General features: G+C 65.1%; 21 protein-coding genes. 11 read left to right on the plus strand and 10 right to left on the minus strand.

The window, feature by feature from the left end:
* Positions 1-110: 110 nt before the first annotated feature.
* Positions 111-767 (minus strand): hypothetical protein, encoded by a 657-nt coding sequence (locus ACIQ42_RS00975; RefSeq protein WP_397420360.1) that lies wholly within the window; start codon positions 765-767, stop codon positions 111-113.
* A 487-nt stretch (positions 768-1,254) separates the two neighbouring features.
* On the opposite strand from ACIQ42_RS00975, the gene ACIQ42_RS00980 reads away from it, so the two are divergent.
* From ACIQ42_RS00980 to ACIQ42_RS00990, 3 genes are read left to right on the plus strand one after another with little or no spacing between them, the layout of a single operon-like run.
* Positions 1,255-1,509 carry a PadR family transcriptional regulator gene (locus ACIQ42_RS00980; RefSeq protein ID WP_397420396.1) on the plus strand — a complete coding sequence of 85 codons (255 nt, stop codon included), beginning with the start codon at positions 1,255-1,257 and terminating at the stop codon, positions 1,507-1,509.
* Positions 1,506-2,075 carry a hypothetical protein gene (locus ACIQ42_RS00985; RefSeq protein WP_397420361.1) on the plus strand — a complete coding sequence of 190 codons (570 nt, stop codon included), beginning with the start codon at positions 1,506-1,508 and terminating at the stop codon, positions 2,073-2,075. Before ACIQ42_RS00980 ends, ACIQ42_RS00985 begins: the two co-directional genes overlap by 4 nt.
* Positions 2,072-2,431: a hypothetical protein gene (locus tag ACIQ42_RS00990; protein WP_397420362.1), complete on the plus strand. Its 360-nt coding sequence runs from the start codon at positions 2,072-2,074 to the stop codon at positions 2,429-2,431. Before ACIQ42_RS00985 ends, ACIQ42_RS00990 begins: the two co-directional genes overlap by 4 nt.
* Before the next feature lie 341 nt (positions 2,432-2,772).
* Here ACIQ42_RS00990 and ACIQ42_RS00995 read toward each other — a convergent pair whose 3' ends face one another.
* Positions 2,773-3,552, minus strand: a complete 780-nt coding sequence (locus ACIQ42_RS00995; protein ID WP_397420363.1) for an SDR family oxidoreductase — start codon at positions 3,550-3,552, stop codon at positions 2,773-2,775.
* A 177-nt stretch (positions 3,553-3,729) separates the two neighbouring features.
* Between ACIQ42_RS00995 and ACIQ42_RS01000 the strand changes: the two genes are divergently transcribed.
* Entirely contained in the window at positions 3,730-5,817 is a 2,088-nt protein-coding gene (locus ACIQ42_RS01000; RefSeq protein ID WP_397420364.1) for a 3-hydroxyacyl-CoA dehydrogenase NAD-binding domain-containing protein, read from the plus strand.
* A 64-nt stretch (positions 5,818-5,881) separates the two neighbouring features.
* Here ACIQ42_RS01000 and ACIQ42_RS01005 read toward each other — a convergent pair whose 3' ends face one another.
* The 4 genes from ACIQ42_RS01005 to ACIQ42_RS01020 form a co-directional block, all read right to left on the minus strand.
* Positions 5,882-6,490 carry a YceI family protein gene (locus ACIQ42_RS01005; RefSeq protein ID WP_397420365.1) on the minus strand — a complete coding sequence of 203 codons (609 nt, stop codon included), beginning with the start codon at positions 6,488-6,490 and terminating at the stop codon, positions 5,882-5,884.
* 32 nt (positions 6,491-6,522) lie between these two features.
* A complete protein-coding gene (locus tag ACIQ42_RS01010) occupies positions 6,523-7,098 on the minus strand; it encodes a DUF3501 family protein (RefSeq protein WP_397420366.1) in 576 nt (191 codons plus the stop codon).
* Between the two features lie 17 nt (positions 7,099-7,115).
* A complete protein-coding gene (locus ACIQ42_RS01015; protein WP_397420367.1) occupies positions 7,116-8,486 on the minus strand; it encodes a (Fe-S)-binding protein in 1,371 nt (456 codons plus the stop codon).
* A 246-nt stretch (positions 8,487-8,732) separates the two neighbouring features.
* Complete coding sequence (locus tag ACIQ42_RS01020) at positions 8,733-9,149, minus strand: rubrerythrin family protein (RefSeq protein ID WP_397420368.1); 417 nt, start codon at positions 9,147-9,149, stop codon at positions 8,733-8,735.
* 283 nt (positions 9,150-9,432) lie between these two features.
* Between ACIQ42_RS01020 and ACIQ42_RS01025 the strand changes: the two genes are divergently transcribed.
* The gene (locus ACIQ42_RS01025; RefSeq protein WP_397420369.1) at positions 9,433-9,879 is read left to right on the plus strand and encodes a PleD family two-component system response regulator; all 447 of its coding nucleotides are present in this window, start codon (positions 9,433-9,435) and stop codon (positions 9,877-9,879) included.
* 10 nt (positions 9,880-9,889) lie between these two features.
* Here the strand turns inward: ACIQ42_RS01025 and ACIQ42_RS01030 are convergent, their stop codons facing one another.
* Positions 9,890-10,666 carry an alpha/beta fold hydrolase gene (locus ACIQ42_RS01030; protein WP_397420370.1) on the minus strand — a complete coding sequence of 259 codons (777 nt, stop codon included), beginning with the start codon at positions 10,664-10,666 and terminating at the stop codon, positions 9,890-9,892.
* Positions 10,667-10,669: 3 nt separating this feature from the next.
* A complete protein-coding gene (locus ACIQ42_RS01035) occupies positions 10,670-11,947 on the minus strand; it encodes an LLM class flavin-dependent oxidoreductase (RefSeq protein ID WP_397420371.1) in 1,278 nt (425 codons plus the stop codon).
* A gap of 181 nt (positions 11,948-12,128) precedes the next feature.
* On the opposite strand from ACIQ42_RS01035, the gene ACIQ42_RS01040 reads away from it, so the two are divergent.
* Positions 12,129-12,563 (plus strand): Dps family protein, encoded by a 435-nt coding sequence (locus ACIQ42_RS01040; protein WP_397420372.1) that lies wholly within the window; start codon positions 12,129-12,131, stop codon positions 12,561-12,563.
* Positions 12,564-12,808: 245 nt separating this feature from the next.
* Here the strand turns inward: ACIQ42_RS01040 and ACIQ42_RS01045 are convergent, their stop codons facing one another.
* Both ACIQ42_RS01045 and ACIQ42_RS01050 read right to left on the minus strand, forming a co-directional pair.
* Entirely contained in the window at positions 12,809-13,744 is a 936-nt protein-coding gene (locus ACIQ42_RS01045) for a calcium-binding protein (protein WP_397420373.1), read from the minus strand.
* A 114-nt stretch (positions 13,745-13,858) separates the two neighbouring features.
* Positions 13,859-14,260 carry a helix-turn-helix transcriptional regulator gene (locus tag ACIQ42_RS01050; RefSeq protein WP_397420374.1) on the minus strand — a complete coding sequence of 134 codons (402 nt, stop codon included), beginning with the start codon at positions 14,258-14,260 and terminating at the stop codon, positions 13,859-13,861.
* Between the two features lie 44 nt (positions 14,261-14,304).
* Here ACIQ42_RS01050 and ACIQ42_RS01055 point away from each other — a divergent pair, with 44 nt between their 5' ends.
* The 5 genes from ACIQ42_RS01055 to ACIQ42_RS01075 all read left to right on the plus strand — a co-directional run bounded on the left by ACIQ42_RS01055 (position 14,305) and on the right by ACIQ42_RS01075 (position 20,614).
* Positions 14,305-15,351, plus strand: a complete 1,047-nt coding sequence (locus tag ACIQ42_RS01055) for an alpha/beta hydrolase fold domain-containing protein (RefSeq protein ID WP_397420375.1) — start codon at positions 14,305-14,307, stop codon at positions 15,349-15,351.
* Between the two features lie 449 nt (positions 15,352-15,800).
* Entirely contained in the window at positions 15,801-17,405 is a 1,605-nt protein-coding gene (locus ACIQ42_RS01060; protein WP_397420376.1) for a peptide ABC transporter substrate-binding protein, read from the plus strand.
* Positions 17,406-17,678: 273 nt separating this feature from the next.
* Complete coding sequence (gene mhpT, locus ACIQ42_RS01065) at positions 17,679-18,872, plus strand: 3-(3-hydroxy-phenyl)propionate transporter MhpT (RefSeq protein ID WP_397420377.1); 1,194 nt, start codon at positions 17,679-17,681, stop codon at positions 18,870-18,872.
* Between the two features lie 106 nt (positions 18,873-18,978).
* Positions 18,979-19,524 (plus strand): RNA polymerase sigma factor, encoded by a 546-nt coding sequence (locus tag ACIQ42_RS01070; RefSeq protein ID WP_397420378.1) that lies wholly within the window; start codon positions 18,979-18,981, stop codon positions 19,522-19,524.
* Between the two features lie 130 nt (positions 19,525-19,654).
* Entirely contained in the window at positions 19,655-20,614 is a 960-nt protein-coding gene (locus ACIQ42_RS01075) for a FecR family protein (RefSeq protein WP_397420379.1), read from the plus strand.
* Positions 20,615-20,825: the final 211 nt, after the last annotated feature.

The raw sequence follows: 20,825 nt of genomic DNA on the forward strand, positions 1-20,825 counted from the left end.
CTGCTGCATGAGAGGGTGGAGCGGGCCGCGCTGCGCGGCCCGCCGCAGGGACTTGCGGCGGCTGGACCATGGGTCCTGCGGACAAGCCGCGGGATGACGGGGAAAGGGGGTCAGCCGAACCGGTAGGGCGGCGGTCGCGGCCTGCCGTGGAAGGTCGGCGGTGGGCCGGAGAGTGTGGATGCGCCGCTGAGCAGAGCGGCTTTCGGCAGGGCCTTGGACCGGGTCATCAGGGCCACGGCGGCTGCGGGTTGGGCCGGGGGCGCCGCAGGGCCCTTCGCGCGGGCCAGAAGGGTGTCGAGCTTGGGGAGGATGTCGGCGCGGACGTGGGCGGGCAGGGCCTCGATGCGCGCCGCCTCAGAAGCGACCACGCCCAGGGTGGAGAGGAACCTTGGAAGGCTGACCGGCTCATAGTCGCGGTCCCGCTCCCGCTCCAGGGCGGGTTCGTCGCGCTCCAGGCGGTCCAGCAGTTGTTCTGTTTCAGGGCGCTCGGCCTCGGGCCGTTCCCGCTCGGGCGCTTCCCGCGCCGGCTCTGCGGCGGGCCGGGCGACGGACTTTGGCGCAGCGCGCAGCATCAGCGACAGCCGGATCCCCATCCGCACCGCCAGAAAGCCGCGCTGGAACGCCTCGAACATCTGCAGCCGGAGTTTGCCGTCAGCCTCCGCCTTCGCCGCCTCGGCCACCGCCACGCTCAGCGCATGCGCACAGTCGACCAGCGCCTCCACCATCCGGAGCTCATGTTCGGTGCGGGCGACGGCGGTGTCGTACATGAGAACAAAAGTAGAACATTGAGAGGCAGTTGTAAAGCTTTTGCGGAATCAACATGGCCCGTCATCCCGCGACTCGTCTGCGGGACTCATGTCGAGGCGTGCGTGTGCGGAAGGATGGGTCCCACGGAAAAGCCGCAGGATGACGGCGCGGGATGGGTCCGATTTACCCCAGGCAACTCCACGGCGGCGTTGTCAGACGCGCGCCTGCGCGCGCCGCCTGCGGCGGTTCTGCGGGCCGTTATTGACTTGGCCTGGACGTCAGGCTCGCATCATCCGTGAGATTTAAGGCGGGGAGGCATCTGACGATGCGCTCTCGACTTGGGCGTGGGAGCTACGGAGCGGGACAACCTGTCCCGGTATTTCTCGTGCGCCGAAACCCCGCCGTACCGAAAAAGGGGTTGCCGCATAAACTCTACATATGTAGAGTTTATAAATGGCTCGACGTAACAACATCTCCAGACAGACCCGCACCACCTCGTTGGCCTTTATGGAGAAACCGCATGACTGGCGGTACGGTTACGACCTGATCGGGGAGACGGGTCTCAAATCCGGCACACTCTATCCCCTCCTGATGCGCCTTCACGACCAAGAGTACCTAGAGGCCGAGTGGCAACCATCGTTGCAGGCTGGCCGACCGCCGCGGCACGCATACCGGTTGACCGCGTCCGGTATTGCACTTGCGAGACAGGCGTGCCGCTCCGAAAATCCGAGACCAAACAACATTCTGGGAGTTTGCACATGAGTTCTGCTTCCATGCGCCGCGCCAATGCCGTGATCCGATTTGCAGTGTTGGTCGCCCTCCCTGAGCGGCGTGAATGGGCTAAAGCCATGCAGGCAGAGATCAAGCACCTTCCGGATGCGGCAGCATTACAGTTCGCCCTCGGCTGTCTCATGGCGACCCTTCTTGCCCGCGTAGTCACCAGCACCTTCATTCTCCAAACTGCACGCTGGACGTTGATACTGGGCGCTGCTGCCTGGAGTGTTCTCAATATCTGGCTAGCCGGACGTCTTGCCGCGTCAGGTGCGGCGTCGCCCGCGATGCTCGCCTATGTCGCGGCGACGATTTTCGCATTGGGCGCCTGTTTTGCGGCCTGGTGGGGATTAAGCGCGACAGCCGTTCTGGCAACTCCAGTCCTGACCTTGGTCGGCATCGTGGCGGTCGCTGCGGATGCCTTGCTGCCAAGTTCCCCCAACAACAAATTCTATCAAGCAATCGCCATTGAGTACTCCGCCATACTTTTGGTGGCGCTACTGATTGCAATAGGTGTTCCCCGCTGGGTCGAAACGCGAGAAAGGATTAATCAGTGACGCTGCGCGGCCTAACTATTGCCTTGGCGACGGCTGCCGCTCTGCTTGGTTTGGGGCATAGCGCATTGGCAGCGCTGCTATATCCGGGCTGGACAATAAACGCCTTATGGTTCGTTGGGACGGGTCTGGCCATGTTGATAGGGGCAGCAGCAAACCTTATCGCGCTCGGCTCGGCGGGCGGGATGAGCCGCGGCTTGATCATGATCGTCAACGTAGCGATGACGACTTTCTTCGTCGCTGCATGGCCAGTACTGCCGGAGCCGCAGGTTATAGTCGGAGGTGTCCTGTTTCTCGCCTTGGCCGCCTGTAGCGTACCCCGTGGCGTGCCGCCGGTCAGACCCAACGTCTCCAATTGAACGGTTCCAGTGACAACATACCTATCGCCTTTCGCTAGCGGAAAGCGTCGACATCGCGCCATTGAGGCAGGCCCATCCAGGCTTGGGGATACGAAATCGGAGCGCGTGGATCGCTGCGTATTTCGAAGTGGGACAGCGACCCTTGCCGGCCCGCAGTTGTGGCCTGCGCCGACGCGCGTCTATCAACGCAGATCGCGGCTCTACCGCCTCACTCCCGGCGCGGCGCGCCGGACGGAAACTATGGGCTCACCCTGCTTTTGCATAGGCTCCGTGGGTCCCCACTTTCGCGAGGAAGACCGGGATGGGGGCGGCGAGGGTCATCCGACCGCCCTCCTTAACCCCTAAAGCCCCCCGAAACTTGCCATCGAGACGCCGCCGTCCACGGCGATGGTCTCTCCCACCACATAGTCCCCGGCGCGGCTGGCCAGGTAGATGGCCACGCCCTGCATGTCCTCGTCCGTGCCGATCCGGCGGCCTGGGATGCGCTTGGCGATCTCGTCGCCCTGGTCGCGGGCGACCTTGTTCATTTCAGACGCGAAGGCGCCGGGCGCGATGGCGCTCATGACGATGTTGTCCTGGATCAGCCGCGCCGCCATCCGGCGGGTCAGGTAGATCAGGCCGGCCTTGGAGGCGTGGTAGGAATAGGTCTCCTGCGGGTTCAGGCGAATGCCGTCGATGGAGGCCACATTGATCACCTTGGAGGGACGCTCGTGCGTACCCGCCTTCGTCAGGGCACCATGCAGGGCCTGGGTCAGGAAGAAGGGCGACTTCAGGTTCAGGTCGACGACCTTGTCCCAGCCGCTCTCGGGGAATTCATCAAAGTCAGCGCCCCAGGCGGCCCCGGCGTTGTTGAGCAGGATGTCGAGCTTGTCCTCTTTCGCCAGGTAGGCGGCGGTCAGAGCCTTGCAGCCCTCCACGGTGGAGACATCCTGCGGAAGGGCGATGCACTGGGAGCCGAGCTCTTCGGCCGTCTCCAGGCAGGCGGGCGCCTTTCGCGAGGAGATATAGACCCTGGCGGCGCCGGCCTCGAGGTAGCCCTTGGCGATCATCTTGCCGATGCCGCGCGAGCCGCCGGTGACCAGCGCCACCTTGCCGTCCAGTGAAAACAGGTTCGAGCCCATGCGCAGTTCCTCTTTGTTTCGTCCCTTTGAGCCGCCTTCATAGTCCATCGGCGCGTCGTGCAAAGCCTTGCTGCACATTTGACTTTGACCCGCCCGGCGGGGCCTATAACAAGCGTTTGAATTCAGAGGCCGCCAGGGTTTCCAACGTGCGGCCCGCAACCAGATTGAGGACGCCCCATGACCGAGATCAATTCGGTGACCACGCTCACCCACGACGGCGATGTCGCCGTGATCACCCTCAACTCACCGCCGGTGAACGCGCTGTCGGGCAATGTCCGTCAGGGCCTGTATGACGGCTTCAAGGCGGCGGGCGCGTCCGACGCCAAGGCCATCGTGCTGATCTGCGAAGGCCGCACCTTCATCGCCGGCGCCGACATCAGCGAGTTTGGCGCGGCGGCGGGAACGCCGACCGCCTCGCTGTTCGACGTTCAGGACATGATGGAGAACGCCAAGGTTCCCGTGGTGGCTGCGATCCACGGCACGGCGCTGGGCGGCGGGCTGGAAGTGGCGCTGTGCGCCCACTACCGCGTGGCGGTTCCGTCGGCCCGCCTGGGCCTGCCGGAAGTGGCGCTTGGTCTGCTGCCGGGCGCCGGCGGCACCCAGCGCCTGCCCCGGGTGGTCGGCGTCGAGACCGCGCTGGAGATGATGACGTCCGGCCGACATGTGCCGGCGCCGGAGGCTGCGAAGCTGGGTCTGGTCGATGAGCTGGCGGAAGAGGGCAAGCTGAAGGAAGCCGCCCTGGCCTTCGCCAACAAGTGCGTGGCCGAGAACAAGCCACTGGTGAAGATCAGCGAGAACAACACGAAGCTCGAGGCCGCCAGGGGCAAGCCGGAGATCTTCGCGGCGTTCCGCAAGGCTAACGCCCGCAAGTTCCGGGGCTTCGCCGCGCCGGAAGCCAACATCAAGTGCATCGAGGCGGCGGTTAATTCGGCCAGCTTCGACGAAGGCCTGAAGGCCGAGCGCAAGCTGTTCGGCGAACTGATGATGGGCAGCCAGTCGGCGGCGCAGCGCTACTACTTCTTTGCCGAGCGTCAGGCCCAGAAGATCCCCGGCATCGCCGATGACATTCCGCTCAGGCCGATCAAGAAGGTGGGCGTGATCGGTGCAGGCACCATGGGCGGCGGGATCGCGATGAACTTCGCCAACGTCGGCATCCCGGTGGTGATCGTCGAGCAGCAACAGGCGCCGCTGGACAAGGGCCTGGCCACCATCCGCAGCAACTATGAGCGCTCGCGCACCGCCAAGCCCGAGGAGACGGCCAAGCGGATCAGCCTGATCACCGGCTCGCTTTCGATGGAAGAGGCGTTTGCGGACGTCGACCTGGTGATCGAAGCCGTGTTCGAGCGGATGGACATCAAGAAGGACATCTTCACGAAGCTGGACGCCATCTGCAAGCCGGGCGCGATCCTGGCGACCAACACGTCGGGCCTCAATATCGACGAGATCGCCTCGGTGACGAAGCGTCCTCAGGACGTGATCGGCCTTCACTTCTTCTCACCGGCCAATGTGATGAAGCTGCTGGAGATCGTCCGCGCCGACCATACGGCGGACGACGTGATCATGACCTCGATGAAGCTCTCGAAGCAGATTGGCAAGATCGCCGCCCTGGTGGGTGTCTGCCCCGGTTTCGTGGGCAACCGGATCCTGGGTCAACGCCAGCGTGAAGCCCAGAAGCTGGTACTGGAAGGCGCCATGCCCTGGGACGTGGACCGCGTGCTCTACGACTTCGGCTTCCCCATGGGCCCGTTCGCCATGAGCGATCTTGCCGGTCTCGACATCGGCTGGGTGAAAGAAAAGTCCAACGGCGAGACGATCCGCGATGTGCTGTGCGAAGCCGACCGCCGCGGCCAGAAGACGGGCGCCGGTTACTACGACTACGACGAGAACCGCAACGCCCAGCCCAGCGCCTTCACCGAGAAGGTGATCCACGACTTCATCGTCAAGTCCGGCGCCAACCCGCGCAAGATCGACGATGAGGAAATCCTGGAGCGTTGCATCTATCCGATGATCAACGAGGCGGTGAAAATCCTCGAGGAAGGCAAGGCCATCCGGGCGTCAGACATCGAGGTGGTCTGGGTGAACGGCTACGGCTGGCCGGTCTATCGCGGCGGCCCGATGTTCTACGGGGACCTGATCGGCGGCCCGGCTGTGGTGCTGAAGAAGATGCAGGAGTTCGAGGCCAAGATGGGCGATCAGTTCAAGCCGGCCGCCCTGCTGGAAAAGCTGGTCGCCGAGGGCAAGAAGTTCTCCGACCTGAAGGGCTGAGGCTCCAGGGCAAGAAACGTCGCGGGCGGTTCAGTGATCTGCCCGCGATGAGTTTCACGCAGCGCTACGGGACAGCCTTGAATTCCACGTCGATGGTCAGCGTCACGTTGTCACCGATCGCCGGCACGTAGGCGGAGACGCCAAAGTCAGACCGCTTGATCGTGGTGGTCGCGGCAAACCCCAATGAGTAAACCCTGTCCAGCGGGTTCGCGCCCGCCTGATTGAACACCGCCTTGAGGGTGACCGGCCTGGTGACATCCTTCAGGGTCAGGTTGCCCAGAATGTCCGCCGTCATGTCGCCGGTGCGGGTGACCTTCGTCGACTTGAACGAGGCCGTCGGGAACTTGGCTGTATCCAGGAAGCCCGGCGCCTTGAGGTTCTTGTCGAGGGTGGCGTTCAGCGTGCCGACCTTCGTGGTGTCGATGGTCACCTGAAGGTCGGTAGCGCCCAGGTTGGCGGGGTCGAGCTTCATCGTCCCGTTTACATCCGGGAACTGGCCCACATAGCTGGAGAAGCCGAAGTGGGTGACGGCCCAGGTCACTTTCGAATGGCTGGCGTCGAGTTTGTATGCCCCAGCCTTCACCTCGGCAGGCGCCTTGGTCATCTGGGCATGGGCAGCGGAGGCGAGGCACAGCGCGGCGGCGAGGCCGAGGGTCAGGGGTGAGCGGCGCATGGTGGAGCCTTTCGAAGCTACGGAACCCAACCTCACGCGAAATCCCGCGTCAGTTCTGCACGACTGGCCGGGGAAAGTGCGGCCAGGTGACCGTACCGCTCATGCTCGCAGCCCACCATGATCTGGGTGGCCGGATCGCGGAACACGGCTATATGGGCGGGGCTGAGGGGGAACCTCAGGAAGTGGACCGCAGACGTCTTGCCATCCTCGCGGGTGCGCTCGATATCGCCTTCGGGAACGCCCATCACCTTGTCGGATCCAACCTGCAGGAAGAGGCAGTCCTCGGCGCCGCCAAGACGCCCCAGAACCGCTTCGCGCCGAACCGGATCATCGATCTCGAACATCACCGTGGCCACCAGTTCGGACCCATTGGGGATCAACGGGTTGTAGGCGGCCAGTTCGTCGGGAACCTGGGCCGCGCCACCCTTTTCCACCAGCAGCATCTCCTGAATCTGGAAGAGCATGGTGTCGTAGCTCTCGAAATAGAAGGTGCAGTAGGGGCCAAGCGCCACCCGTCGAAGCCGCTTGGACGGCAGCAGCTCGGCCCGCCACGCCTTCCGACGCTTTGCGAACTCTGCGTCAGGCAACAGGTCGTTCTTGGTGATCATACGGCTTTCCAACGGCATTAGCGGATCCCATAGGCTTGGGCGAAAATCTCGATGGGGTGAGCTTCGCGGGGGGCTTTCGGACTGTCTGGTTTGGCTTCGTCTGCCAGAATCTGGCCCAGGTGTTTGCAGGCTAACGGACAGTCGGAACAAAGGATTGCGTTGGCCTTGGTCGCAACCTGGCGCGCCGCCGGCCGCCCGACCTTCAGCGCCATCGGACGTGTGTCTTTCATCACGCCGAAGGTGCCGCCGTGGCCGGAGCAGCGCTCGACGATGTCGACTTTGGTCTCCGGAATGAGGCGCAGCATCTCCGCCGATTTGGCGCCCATATTCTGGGCCCTGGAATGGCAGGAGTGGTGGAAGGTGACGCCACCTTCGACCGGCGTCAGACCGGTAGCGAGCCCGAGCGACTTCGAGAGCTCCACCACATATTCGGAGATGTCCCGCGTGGCGGCCGACAACTGTTTCACGGCGACGTCCCCGGGCAGGATCAGCGGCCACTCGAACTTCATCATCAGCCCGCAGGAGGCGGTCAGCGCGACGACCTGGTAGCCCTCGTCAATCAGGGGGGCAAAGACGGCAGCCACCCGCCGGGCTTTGCCGGCCACGTCTGCCACATCGCCGGCCTCCAGCTGGGGCATGCCGCAGCACTCGGGATAGACGAGCTTGACCTCAACCCCTTGCAGCGCCAGCACCTTGGCTGCGGCGACGGCGGTATCCGGCGCATTGTAGTCCACGAAGCAAGTGGCATAGAGCGCGACCTTGCGCAGTCCGAATGCCGGGCCCTCAGGGTTGGGCGCCAGCGGTGTCTTGAGGCGGTCTGCCGCTGTCTTCGAATGGTATTGCGGCAGACTGGCCTCAGCGTCGATCCCGGCCACGGCGTCCAGCATCTTGCGCAGGGGCGTGTTCTCGCGGGCGCTGGCCCAGTTGGCGAGGCTGGCGACCGGCTTTGCCAGCTTGCCGTTGCGATCCGTCAGGCCCAGTTGCTCGCGCACGAAGTCCTTTTCACCCGCGCGGCGCTTGGCCGCCCGGTAGCGCAGGATCAGGTGCGGGAAATCCAGGTCGAACTCGTGCGGCGGCACATAGGGACACTTGGTGAGGAAGCACATGTCGCAGAGCGTGCAGGCGTCGGCGACCTTGGCATATTCTTTCTTGTCGACACTATCGAGTTCGCCGGTCGGGCTCTCGTCGACCATGTCGAACAGTTTGGGGAAGCTGTCGCAGAGATTGAAGCAGCGCCGGCACCCGTGACAGATGTCGAATATACGCTCCATTTCGGCCTCGACCTTGGCGAGGTCGTAATAGTCCTCATCCTGCCACAGGATGGGACGTCGGAACGGCGCGTCGAGGCTACCTTCGCGAGGCGGGGATGAGGTCGGATTATCGGTCATCGAATTTGCCCTTCTCCTCGCCCAAAAGCGGTCGCGGCATCACGCGCCACTGGTGGAGGCCACCGCTTGCCTTCTCCCCTTTCGGAGGAAGGTGAGCCGCGCGAGCGGCTCGGATGAGGGGTCGCGCGGCAGTTGAACGTTCAAGTTTTGAAGACTTTTCGTCGAGGGCTATCGATCCCTCATCCGAACTCCTCCGGAGCCCACCTTCTCCCGCAATGGGAGAGGGTGAAGCCCGTGTGTTTTCGCCTAGTCCATGGATTCCAGGGCGCGCTGGAAGCGGCCGGCGTGGGACTTCTCGGCCTTGGCCAGGGTCTCGAACCAGTCGGCGATCTCGTCGTAGCCTTCCTCGCGCGCCGTGCGCGCCATGCCCGGGTACATATCGGTGTACTCGTGGGTCTCGCCGGCGATGGCGGCCTTTAGGTTGTCGCCGGTGGGGCCGATCGGCAGGCCGGTGGCCGGATCGCCGACGCTTTCCATGAACTCGAGGTGGCCGTGCGCGTGGCCGGTTTCGCCCTCGGCGGTGGAACGGAACACGGCGGCCACGTCGTTGTAGCCTTCAACATCGGCCTTCTGGGCGAAGTAGAGGTAGCGACGGTTCGCCTGGCTCTCGCCGGCAAAGGCGGCCTTCAGGTTCTCAATAGTCTTGCTGCTGGCAAGCGACATGGGTCATCTCCTGTTGGGGTGCGCGAGGCTCCGGGCCTTCGCTGCGCGTCTGACGCGGGGGTTATGGACCTGCGATCAGGAGAACGACAACATGATATCCTCTATACTGTGCATAGAGCCGCTCTATGTCCCCAGGCCCCGGAACATAATCACCCTGCCGCGCCGGATTTAGGGAAGAAGATGCTACCTGAGATATGCTGTGTCGATAACGCGATCTTAAAGGGCGTTGGTTGAATATCAGACTTGATATCCATTTGCGTACTTGATTGAGGCCCGATCTGGCATGCGAAACGCGAATGCGAAGATCCTGATCGTCGACGATCAGGCGCCGCTCCGGCAGGTTCTGCGCGCGGGCCTGCGGGCTCTGGGGTATCGGGATATCCAGGAGGCGGAAGACGGCCTGGAAGCGCTCGACATACTAACCCGGACACGCCCTTCGGTCGTCGTGCTCGACTCCCTGATGCCAAGACTGGATGGACTGGGCGTCCTGCGCGCCATCCGGTCTGACCCGGAGCTTGTGAAGTTACCGGTCATCATGATGTCAGCCATGTCGGACACACGCTATGTGGGCGAGTGCACGAGCCTTGGCATCGCAGCGTTTCTTATCAAGCCGTTCACCATCGAGGCGCTGGCGAGCCGGGTCGCCTGGTGCCTTCAGGATGCCCGCGGCAAGGCCGCAACGCCCACGCCCTCGCAGGGGGCCGCCGGCGACAGCGCGAACGCCGCCTGAGGCTCCACATCTAGCCCAATCGGCGGATGGCGTCGGCCACCAGCGCCGGGCGCTCCAGGGTCACCATGTGGCCGGCCTCGGGAATCGAGACCAGTTCCGAGCCGGTGATCCCTTTCTTGAACCCATGGGCATAGACCGGCGGGATCAAGCGGTCTGAGTCACCCCAGATCACCACCGTCTTCGCCGTGATCCGGTACATCCGCGGCTGGAGCCCGCGCTCGGGGATCGGGAAAAGCAGGCGTCCCGCCATGCCCAGCTGGCGGGCGTTGGTGACCAGATAGGTCTGCAGGAAATTAGGGTCCGTGACATTGCGCCCGGCGGTCAGCATGGCGGCCCCAGCCGCCGCGTCATGGAACAACAGGGCCGGCATCTCGTAGGGCATCGTCGCGAACAGATCGGCGATGGGGTGTTCATCGTCCCACAGGCCCGCCGGGCAGATCAGGGCCAGGCGCGAGACATCGTTGGGCGCCACAGCGGCCATTTCGGCGGCGATCATGCCGCCCATGGAGTGGCCCACAAGGACCGGATCCTTCAGTCCCAGCGCCGCCACCACGTCCCAGGTGTGGAGTGTGAAATCCAGCATGTCGCGGATCTCGGGACATTCCGCGCTGTCGCCATAGCCGGGGATCAGCGGGGCGTAGACGTGGTGCGTCTTCGCCAGCTCGGCCAGCAACGGATCATCGGCGGTCACCCCGCCGGCGCCATGCAGAAAGACCAGCGGCGGGCCCGATCCGCCCTCAAGGTAGCGGACCGCAACATGGTGGGTCGATACGGTTTTCAGGTCCATGGTCTAGGCCTCCACGCCGTAGGTGGCGGCCAGTTCGGCGCTGGTCGGGGCCTGTTTCGGCAGGCTGCCGGAGGTGACGCGGGTCTTCAGCGGCTGGGTCCAGAAGCGGTTGTCGTCCTCCCAGTCGGGGAACATGTTCCGAAGCTTCGGCATCACCTTCTCGGCGAACAGCTTGGTAGAATACATGCACTTATCGGCCGGCATGTTGCCCACGTGCATCAGGCAGAAGATGTTGCCGACGTTCAGACCCTTGATCAGGTCCTCCATCCGCTGGCGCACCGTCTCCGGCGAGCCGGCGATGACGTGGCCGCCCTCTGTCAGTTCCTTCCAGGTGAGCTGGGTGTAGCCGCCGGTGGGCGGGGCGTATTGCGAGAGCGCTCCGGTCTGGATGGTCTTGATGGTGCGGTAGCCGGGCGCGTCGGCGAAGCCCGGATAGACGTGCAGGCAGCGGTTATAGAAATAGCTGACGTGCTCGGAATAGAGGCGCTCGGCCTCCTCGTCGGTGTCGGCCACCAGGATGGTCTGGGCGAAGCCCGCGCGATAGGGGCTCTTGTCGACGCCGCGTTCCTCAACCCGCTTCCAGTAGCCGTTCATCAGCGCCTGGGCGCGCAGGTAGCCGGAGAAGCTGAGGTAGGAATAGGAATAGGTGTTGTCGATGCAGAAGTCATAGGTCTCCACCGACCCGCCGCCCGGGATGTGCACCGGGGGACGCGGCGCCTGGATCGGGCGGGGCCAGATGTTGACGTGGCGCAGCTTGTTGTAGCGGCCGTTGAAGGCGAAGGGCTCGCGCGTGGTCCAGGCCTTGATGATCAGGTCGTGGGCCTCGTTGTACTTCTCTCGCGTCAGCGACGGGATCTGGCCGTAGCAATAGTTGGTGTCCATGGAGGTGCCCACCGGGAACCCGGCCACCAGCCGCCCGCCCGAGATGCAGTCCAGCATGGCGAACTCTTCGGCCACGCGCACCGGCGGGTTGTAGAGGGCGATGGAGTTGCCCAGCACCACGATGGCCGCGTCCTTGGTGCGGCGCGCCAGGCCGGCGGCGATGATGTTGGGGCTGGGCATGATGCCGTAGCCGTTCTGGTGATGCTCGTTCACCCCCACGCCGTCGAAGCCCAGAGTGTCGGCGTACTCCAGCAGGTCCATGTAGGTGTTGTAGACCTCATGGCTTTTGGCCGGATCGAACAGCTTCTGGTCGATATCCACCCAGACCGAGCGGTTCTTCTCCCGGAAGTCATCCGGAAGGTAGGGCCAGGGCATCAGGTTGAACCAGGTGAACTTCATGGGGGTCGCCTCCGGGCGCAGCCTCTGATGGGCTGTCGTGGCGTAACGATAGCCCAAGGCGGCCCGGCGCCAAGCGGCATCGCGATGTCATCGATCCGTTCTATGGAAAATGAAACAAAGATCTATTGGAACCAAATTGCCTGCGGGCGTATTTTCAAACCGACCGCAAGGAGTGAGCCCCATGTCCAGCCCTGACAAGACTATCGCCGCCGGCCTGTCGCGCCTGCTGGCCGACACCTACGCCGTCTATCTGAAGACCCACGGCTATCACTGGAACGTTCGCGGCCCGAACTTTTCCAGCCTGCACACCCTGTTCATGGCCCAGTACACCGAGATGTGGACCGCCATCGACCTGATCGCCGAGCGCATCCGCGCCCTGGGCGAGACCGCGCCGCAGGGCTACGGCGCCTTCGCCGAACTCTCGACCATCCAGGACGGCGACCCCGCGCGCAACGCCGAGGCCATGCTGCAGGAACTCCTGGCCGACCACGCCACCCTGATCGCCACCGCCAAGGCCGCCCGCGAAGGCGCCGACGACGTCACCGCCGCGGTGATCGACGCGCGGGTGGATGCGCACCAGAAGCATGCCTGGATGATCCGGGCGACGCTGGGTTAGGGGGTGGGGATTATGTGGCGCAGTCGGTCTATGGCTGAGGCTGTGTAAAAACTCTGGCTCGCGAGAACCCCGCGCAACTCTATGCCGCTAGCTGGCCGTTGCCGCTGACCCCATTTCGCGACCCAGGCCCAGCCGAGCCAATAGAGCGAGATCGTTCCACCCACTGCATGGCAATTGGCGTTTTTACATAGGCTCGACCCAAAGCGGACGTTAGTCGTTACCTATATGGCGACGCTGCTAGAATGCTACGCTCCGAAGATCCAACCCGGCGTCAGCGAACTCAGCTGTACGCCGACCAGAACCATCTGCGCGCCGCCTGTCATGCTGATGACGGTATCGGCGCCCACCTGGGCAACAGTGTACTGAGTGCCCGGATCGACCTGCACCCGGTCGCCTTCGACCAGGCTGAAGTCCAGCACCCGGTCCATGCCCGCGTCTCCGAAGGTGTGGAAGATATCGGCGCCCGCGCCGCCCGTAACCGTGTCGCTGTCCTTGTCGCCCGACATGTAGTCGTTGCCCGCGCCGCCAAAGAGCACGTCGTCCTGCTGGCCGCCGCGGACGATGTCGTTGCCGCCGTCGCCCGAGATCGTGTCGTTGCCCAGGTTGCCGTAGACCAGGTCATAGGCGTCGCCGCCCGATAGACTGTCGTTATCGCGCCCGCCGACGACCCAGTCCTCGCCTGCGCCACCCGAGGCCGTGTCATTGCCCATGTTGCCGTTGATGTCATCGAAGCCCGTGCCCCCGACGATGCTGTCGTTGCCCTCGTCGCCGCGAAGGTAGTTGGTCCCGTTGCCGCCGTTAATGACGTCATCGCCTGTGTAGCCGCGCAGGCTATCGGCCACGGCCGACCCGGTGATGGTATCGCCGCCGCCGAGGATGGTGCTGCGTGCCGCCTCGTTGTCGTTGGTTCTGACCCAGTTGACGAACGTTGCGACCGGTACAGAGAAACCTGAAACCTCGAACACCATGTTGCCCTGGAAGCTCTCCTTCCAGGCCGTAAGCGTGCCGCCGCTGATCTCGTTGTTCGCGTAGGTGAACTGACCCTGGAATTCCTCCAGCCAGTCTCCATCCTTGAGGGCGAAGGCCGTGGCGGAAGCAACAATCGCAGTCCCCGCCAACAGGTCGTCGATCTTGAGCGTGTCAACGCTGATGCCGGCGGCGCCGGCGACGAGTAAAGCCATGGTGATAAACCCCCAAACGCAAAATTCGAAGTGAGGGTATGGCGCTTGGCACGGCCCAACCTCCCCATTGTGGGGGAGGCGGATCGCTATTTTTGTGCGATAGTTAACAACAGTTTACGCATCGTTCGTGGGGATGCCTGGGCGGCTCTGAAGCAGCGAGCCCAACTGCGATTGGCGCGTACGGCCGGTCTTGGCGAAGATGGATTTCACGTGGGTCCGAATGGTGCTCTCCGCGAGACCCATGTCCGCGGCGCAGCCGGCGACAGTAGCGCCGTCGATCAGCCGCAACGCCACGCGCGCCTCCTGAGCGCTGAGACTCCACGCGGCCCGCAGTTGCCGCACCCGCTGCCCCTCGGCTTGGACAAGGGCCGTCGTCATCGATTGCGCGAGCCCGCGCAGAGCCGGGTTTCCGGCCTCCAACGCCGCCTTCAGGCGCGGCAGCGCGCTGGGATAGAGCTGGGCATAAGCCTCGGCCTGTCGAAGCAAACGGTGGTCTAGAGGCTCATCGTCGCTCATGGTTCCGGCCAGTTCAGTGCGAGTCGGTGCGAGTCGGTGCGAGTATGAGTCTAACGGGAAGTGTGGGTGTGGCCAAAGCGGGGCGCGCCGAAGTCGTCGAGATGGATCGCTCGGAAGCCATCAAGGGTTGCGTACGTGCGATCTGCAATCGGAACATGCAGCGGATCGTCAACGCTTCGATGAGGGCGTGCCTGCGGGCCGAGGCCGCCGGGCCCGAGGCGCTCGCGCGCTATACGGCCCGGCAGCGACAGATCCACATGCGGTTCGACGCCCCTGTGCTGGCCCGAGTGGACGCCGAGGCGATCCGCCAGACCGGGCCGGGCGCTGGCCTGGCGCCGCCGCCCTTACCAGCGGAGTGGTTCGCTCCGCGCGCCTCCGAGCCACGCGGCTTCGTCTTCTATGTGCATGGCGGGTCGTTCATCGCCGAACGCTCGCCCCGCATCACCCAGCTCGTGGCGCGCTTTGCGGCGGCAGCTGAGGCACGGGTGTTCGCTCCTAGCTACCGCCTTGCGCCCGAACATCCCTGCCCCGCGGCGGTGGACGACATCCTGGCGTCCTGGATCTGGTTCCAGGAGACGTGGCCTGAACAGCCCGTGGTCGCCCTGGCCGAGTCGGCGGGCGCGGCCATCCTCCTCTCAGCTCTGCAGCAGGCTCGGGCCAGGGGCCTCCCACTACCCAGCGGCGTGGTGTTGTTGTCGCCCTGGGTGGACCTTTCCCTTCAGAGCTGGTCGGTCACCGCCGCCTCTCTGCTGGGCACCACGCCCTACACCATGGAAAGCCTGGCTTTGGTCGCGCGGTTCTACCTGGACGGTCGCCCGGCCACCGACCCGCTGGCCTCGCCGCTGTTCGGCGGGTTTGAGGGCTTCCCGCCCATGCTGATCCACGCCAGCCGGGGCGACATCCTCTACGACGACGCCATGCGGCTGGCCGATGCCGTGCGCGAGGTGAGCGGCGACCTGACCGTTCGCCTCTGGTCGGACGAGACTCACGTATGGGAGCGGATGGGGACACCCAAGGCGCGTCAGTCGATCGAACTCGCAGCCCGCTTCATTCGCCAGCGGCTTGACGCGGCCGCGCCACACAGGAGTTGATCGCGGAGCCGCCCCCTCATCCTATGGGTGTGGTAGCTGGAAAGGAGCCATGAGGGAGATTTAGATCGCTCCGGCTGAGGGCGGCTGAGCGGGAGCACCGCATCGTGCTGTCCTCCATCCTGCATGACCTCTACGAGCACCCGCCGACGGCACGTCACTAGGCGCGACTCTTTTGGACAGAGGACAGACAGGGCTCAGTCGCCCTTAAATGGCGCGCGTCCTAGACCCAAGAGCAGACCTCCCGAACGTCGGTAATGAATCAGGATGCGACGATCAACCGGCGTGAGACGAACGGCAGTTAAACCCCCTCTGGCGACAGAGGGGAGGTCCGCCATCGGGCCTTCCCCTACTGCCGCCACCTGGACCCAGCCGATCCCCCAAACCGCATCTCGACATCGCCCTCTCCGGCGTAGACTTATGCCGCATCGCTTCGCTTCGGACGCCGCCTTTTGCCCAGACTCCTGCCCCTCGCCGCTGCCCTCGCCGCCCTCGCCCTGGCCGGCTGTCAGGACACGGTCCAGCGGCCCGCGTGCCCGGCGGGCAAGGTCTGTCTGGAGTATGGCAACAATGCCGAGCCGCAGACGCTGGATCCGGGCAAGGCCAATCTGGTCGATGAGGCCTCGATCATCGGCGACCTGATCATGGGGCTGACTACCGATGCGCCGGACGCCACCCCCGTGCCCGGCGCCGCCACCCACTGGGAGACCAGCGCTGATGGGCTGGTCTGGACGTTTCACCTGCGGCCCTCGACGTGGTCGGACGGGGCGCCTGTGACGGCGGATGACTTTGTGTTTGGCCTGCGCCGCACGCTGGATCCGAAGACCGCCTCGATCTACGCCTACCTGCTCTATGTGATCAAAGGCGGGCAGGCGGTGAATGAGGGCAAGGCGCCGCTCACCTCGCTGGGCGTGCGGGCCATCGACCCGCTGACGCTGGAGATCACGCTGGCGCACCCCGCGCCCTATCTGCCGGAACTGACCAAGCACCAGAGCTTCTTCCCGGCGCCCCGGCATGTGGTGGAGAAGCTGGGCGACGCCTGGGTGCGGCCGGGGAACTATGTGTCCAACGGGCCCTTCAAGCTGACGGCCTGGAAGCTGGGCGACAAGATCACCGTGGAGAAGAACCCCCTGTTCTGGGACGCCAAGAACGTGTGCCTGGACCGCATCAACTATTACCCCACGCCCGATGTGGTGAGCGCCGAGCGCCAGGTGGCGCGGGGCGAGCTGGACATCAACACCAGCTTCCAGTCCAACCGCTATCAGCGCCTGAAGGCCGAGATGCCCGATACGGTGCGCGTGGATGTGGGCACCGCGACCTCGTACCTCTCGTTCAACACGCGCGATGTGGCGGCTTTCAAGGATCGGCGGGTGCGCCGGGCCCTGTCCATGACCATCGACCGGGAGTTCATCACGCGGAAGCTGCTGCGCGCCGGGCAGGAGCCGGCCTATGCCTTCGTGCCGCCGATCACCGCCAACTATGTAAAGGGTCCAAGGCTGCGCTGGGCCGACAAGCCGTTCGCCCAGAGGCAGGCGGAGGCGCGCGCCCTGCTGGCCGAAGCCGGCTATACAGCCAGGCGGCCACTGAAAATCACCATCCTGTCGGCCAACAACTCCAACACCCTGCTGTTGATGGAGGCGGTGCAGGCCGACTGGCGGGCCATCGGGGTGGAGGTGACGCTGCAGCAGAACGAGGGCGCGGTCGCCTTTGCGGCCTATCGCAACCGCGCCTTCGAGGTGGGCTCCATGAGCTGGTTCGCCGACTTCAACGATCCGGTGACCTTCCTGGGCCTGCTGAAATCCGACACCGGCGGGCAGAACTATGGCGACTACAAGAGCCCGACCTATGACGCCCTGCTGGCCCGCGCCGATCAGGAGCCGGACATCGGCAAGCGCGCGCGGATCCTGGCCGAGGCCGAACAGCTGATGCTGGACGAGGAAGCCATCGCGCCGATCTTCTATGTGGTGAACCGCAATCTGGTCAGCCCTCGCGTCACCGGCTGGGTCGCCAACCCCCCCAATTTCCACCGGACGCGGTGGATGTGCCTGAAGGGCTGAGGTTGCGGGCGCCGAGGGGATCGATGCGCAATTCCGGAGTAACGCGCTCAGTGCTGAGTGCCTTCTCCCCTCGCGGGAGAAGGTGGCAGGCCTGACGGATGAGGGGTCGCGCCGCCCTATCGAAATGATTTCAATGCCTTATCGGAGAGGACTATCGACCCCTCATCCGACCTCGCTTCGCGAGGCCACCTTCTCCCACAAGGGGCGAAGGGGCGGGTGAGCCAATTCTACGACCAACGTAAATGACGCTACGGTCCCGGAAGGGGGAGAACCATGAGCCAACAGACAAAACCCGCAAACCGCGCCGGCCTGGTGGTGCTGATCTGCTTCCTGATCGCCGCCATCGAGGGCTATGACATCCAGGCGTTCGGGATCGCTGCGCCGCAGCTGGTGGCCGATCTGGGGCTGACGCCGGCGCAGCAGGGCTGGGCCGCCAGCGTGGCCATGGTGGGTCTGGTGATCGGCGCCTTTGCGGGCGGCTGGTTCGCCGACCGGATCGGCCGCAAGCCGGTGCTGATGGCCTCGGTCGCCGCCTTTGGCCTGTTCTCGCTGGCGACGGCGTTCAGCCCCACCTACGACACCCTGCTCTGGGCCCGATTCGCCACCGGCATCGGCTTTGGCGGGGCGATGCCCAACCTGATCGCCATCGCCACCGAGATCGCCCGGCCCGAGCGCAGGGCTGGAACTGTGGCGGCAATGTTCTGCGGCATGCCGACGGGCGGCGCTATCGCGGCGCTGGTGGGCCGGCTGGCGGGCGAGGCGCTGGACTGGCGGATGATCTTCATCGCGGGCGGGGTGATCCCGTTGTTACTGCTCCCGCTGATCGCGCGCTGGCTGCCGGAGACGCGGCCCGAGCCCCAGGCCGGGGCGGATCATAGCCTTTCGCGGGCCCTGTTCGGCGAGGGTCGCGCGCTGCCGACGGTGCTGTTGTGGCTGGTCTTCATGATGACGCTGGTGGTGCTCTACCTGGCGCTCAACTGGCTGCCGACCCTGGTGATCGCCAAGGGCCAGGCGCCCGCCGAGGGGTTTGCCGCGGCCATGGCGTTCAACCTGGCGGGGGTGGTGGGATCACTGGGGATCGCGGCCCTGACCGATCGGGCCGGATGGCGCTGGCCGCTGGTGGGGGTCTATCTGGGACTGGCAGGGGCCATGGCCGGGCTGGCGTCTGCGGGGGCCGCGCCGTTGATCCTGATCCTCTCGGCGGCCGCCGGGTTTCTGGTGATGGGCGCCCAGTTCTCGCTCTATGCCGTGGCGCCCCGGCTCTACCCCGCCCACGTCCGGGCCGCCGGCGCCGGTACGGCAGTGGCCGTGGGCCGTTTCGGGTCGATCATCGGGCCTCTGATCGCCGGGGAATTGCGCAATGCCGGGGTGACCGCCGATGCCGTGATCCTCTCCATGGCCCCGGTCGCGCTGATCGCCGCTGTGGCGCTGGCGGCTCTGGCGCGGACGGCGCGGGATCAAGCCTAGATCACTTTCGCCTTCTGGGGTGAAAGCACTTGGCTCAGGCGCTAAGTTTCGCCATTCAACGCGCAACGAAGGGTCGCGGACGCCGCGACAATCCTGGGGAGTAGCCTTGGCGCCGGCGGGGTCGACAGAACGGGCGGGAGAGCACGGCCCGCTCCTCGACGCGCTGATCGAGAAGCGCGAGAGCCTGCTGCTGTTCCTGGCGTCGCGGACCCGGTGCATGGCGACTGCCGAGGACCTGATCCAGGATCTCTACATCAAGGTCGCGGCCGTGGACGCCGGGGCAGAGGTGCGGGCGCCGGCGGCCCTGCTCTATCGGATGGCCGCGAACCTGATGGTGGACCATGTCCGCAGTTCTCAGCGCGCGTCGCGACGCAACGGCCAATGGCGGATGGACACCCATGCCACCGTGGGCGGGGAAGACGTCACCGGTGAACCGGCGGCCGATGAGGTGCTGGTGGCGAAGGAGCGGGTCCGTCTGTTGGCAGAAGCGGTGGCGGCCCTCCCTCCCAAGATGGGCCAGGCGTTCCGGCTGCACAAACTGGAGGGACAGAGTCAGGCCGAGACGGCGCGCGCCATGGGGGTGTCCGTCAAGATGGTCGAAAAACACATCCAGGCCGCGATCGCCAACCTGTCACAGAGGTTGCGGACATGAGCGCAGATGAATCTCTCACCCGACCTAGGGGTAGAGCGGCGCGGCGCCGTCTCCCCCGCTGTTCGGCGCGGACCGCGCAGATCGAGCAGGCTGGCTGATGATTAGCATTGTAAGCGACGAGGAAGGGACGATGGCAAACGCCAGCGCCTGGCTCGCGCGCCTGCAGCGCGACGATGTCTCCGAAGCCGACGCCCTTGAATTCGAGGCCTGGCTGGCGGAATCGTCGGCCAACGCAGGTGCCTACCGACGCACGCTCGCGCTCTGGCACGAGTATGAGGCCGCAGCCGAAGCTGTGCTGGTCGAGCTGGCGGCAGCAAGCCGGCCTAGCCGGCCTGTACGGGCGGTAGCCCGGCCCGGGCTCTCGCGCCGCTGGCTGGTTGGCGGCGGCGGGTTCGCCGTTGCGGCCGGGCTGGCGGTTGCCGTCATGCCCTCGCTGCTGGCCGGACCCGCGATCCAGAGCTACGCGACGGGCAAGGGACAGCATCAGCGGATCACCCTGGCCGACGGCTCGGTGGTCGACCTCGATGCCGAAACGAAACTCAGCGTGAGCTTCAGCCGGGGCGCGCGGCGCGTCACCCTGGCCGACGGCGAGGCGATTTTCGACGTCGCGCATGACGCGGGTCGGCCCTTCATCGTGGCGGCGTCGAACCACGTCGTCCGCGTTGTCGGAACCCAGTTCGATGTCCGCAATCGCCATGACGGGCTGAGCGTGACGGTCGCCCGCGGGAAGGTGGATGTCCGGCCGGCCGCGGCCGCGACATCGGGTCGCGCTTTCCTGCTCACTGCGGGCCAGAGGCTGGAGATTGACGGGACGGGTCTTGAAAGGCTGAGCGCTGTCGATCCGCAGGAAACCTTCAGCTGGCGCTCCGGTCGGCTGGTTTATCGCGCCGAACCACTGGCCAATGTGGTGGCCGACCTGAACCGTCAGTTTGTCGAACAGATCGAGGTTTCCGATCCCGAGCTCGGCCGCACGCCGGTCACCGGCGTAATTGTGCTGGATGATCAGGCTTCGGTTGTTGCGCGCCTGAGCTTGATGCTGCCTATAAGATCGATACCTTCCGGCGAGAAGCTGCTGCTTCTCCGGAAGTAGGGCGCGCGTCAGGTCGGAGCGGAATATTCTTGATCGTCGGCATCTGGTAGCCGCTGCCTTTCTGGCGACGGCGTTCGGAATCGGCGACTCCGCCGAGGCTGCGTCGGCGCGTATACGCTTCGAGATCGAACCCCAGACCTACGCCGAGGCGCTGCTGGATATCGCCCAGCAGGCCAATGTCACCCTGATCGGCGCGGCGTCCTGCGAGGGC

The sequence above is a fragment of the Phenylobacterium sp. genome, assembly GCF_044372605.1.
GTDB lineage: Bacteria > Pseudomonadota > Alphaproteobacteria > Caulobacterales > Caulobacteraceae > Phenylobacterium.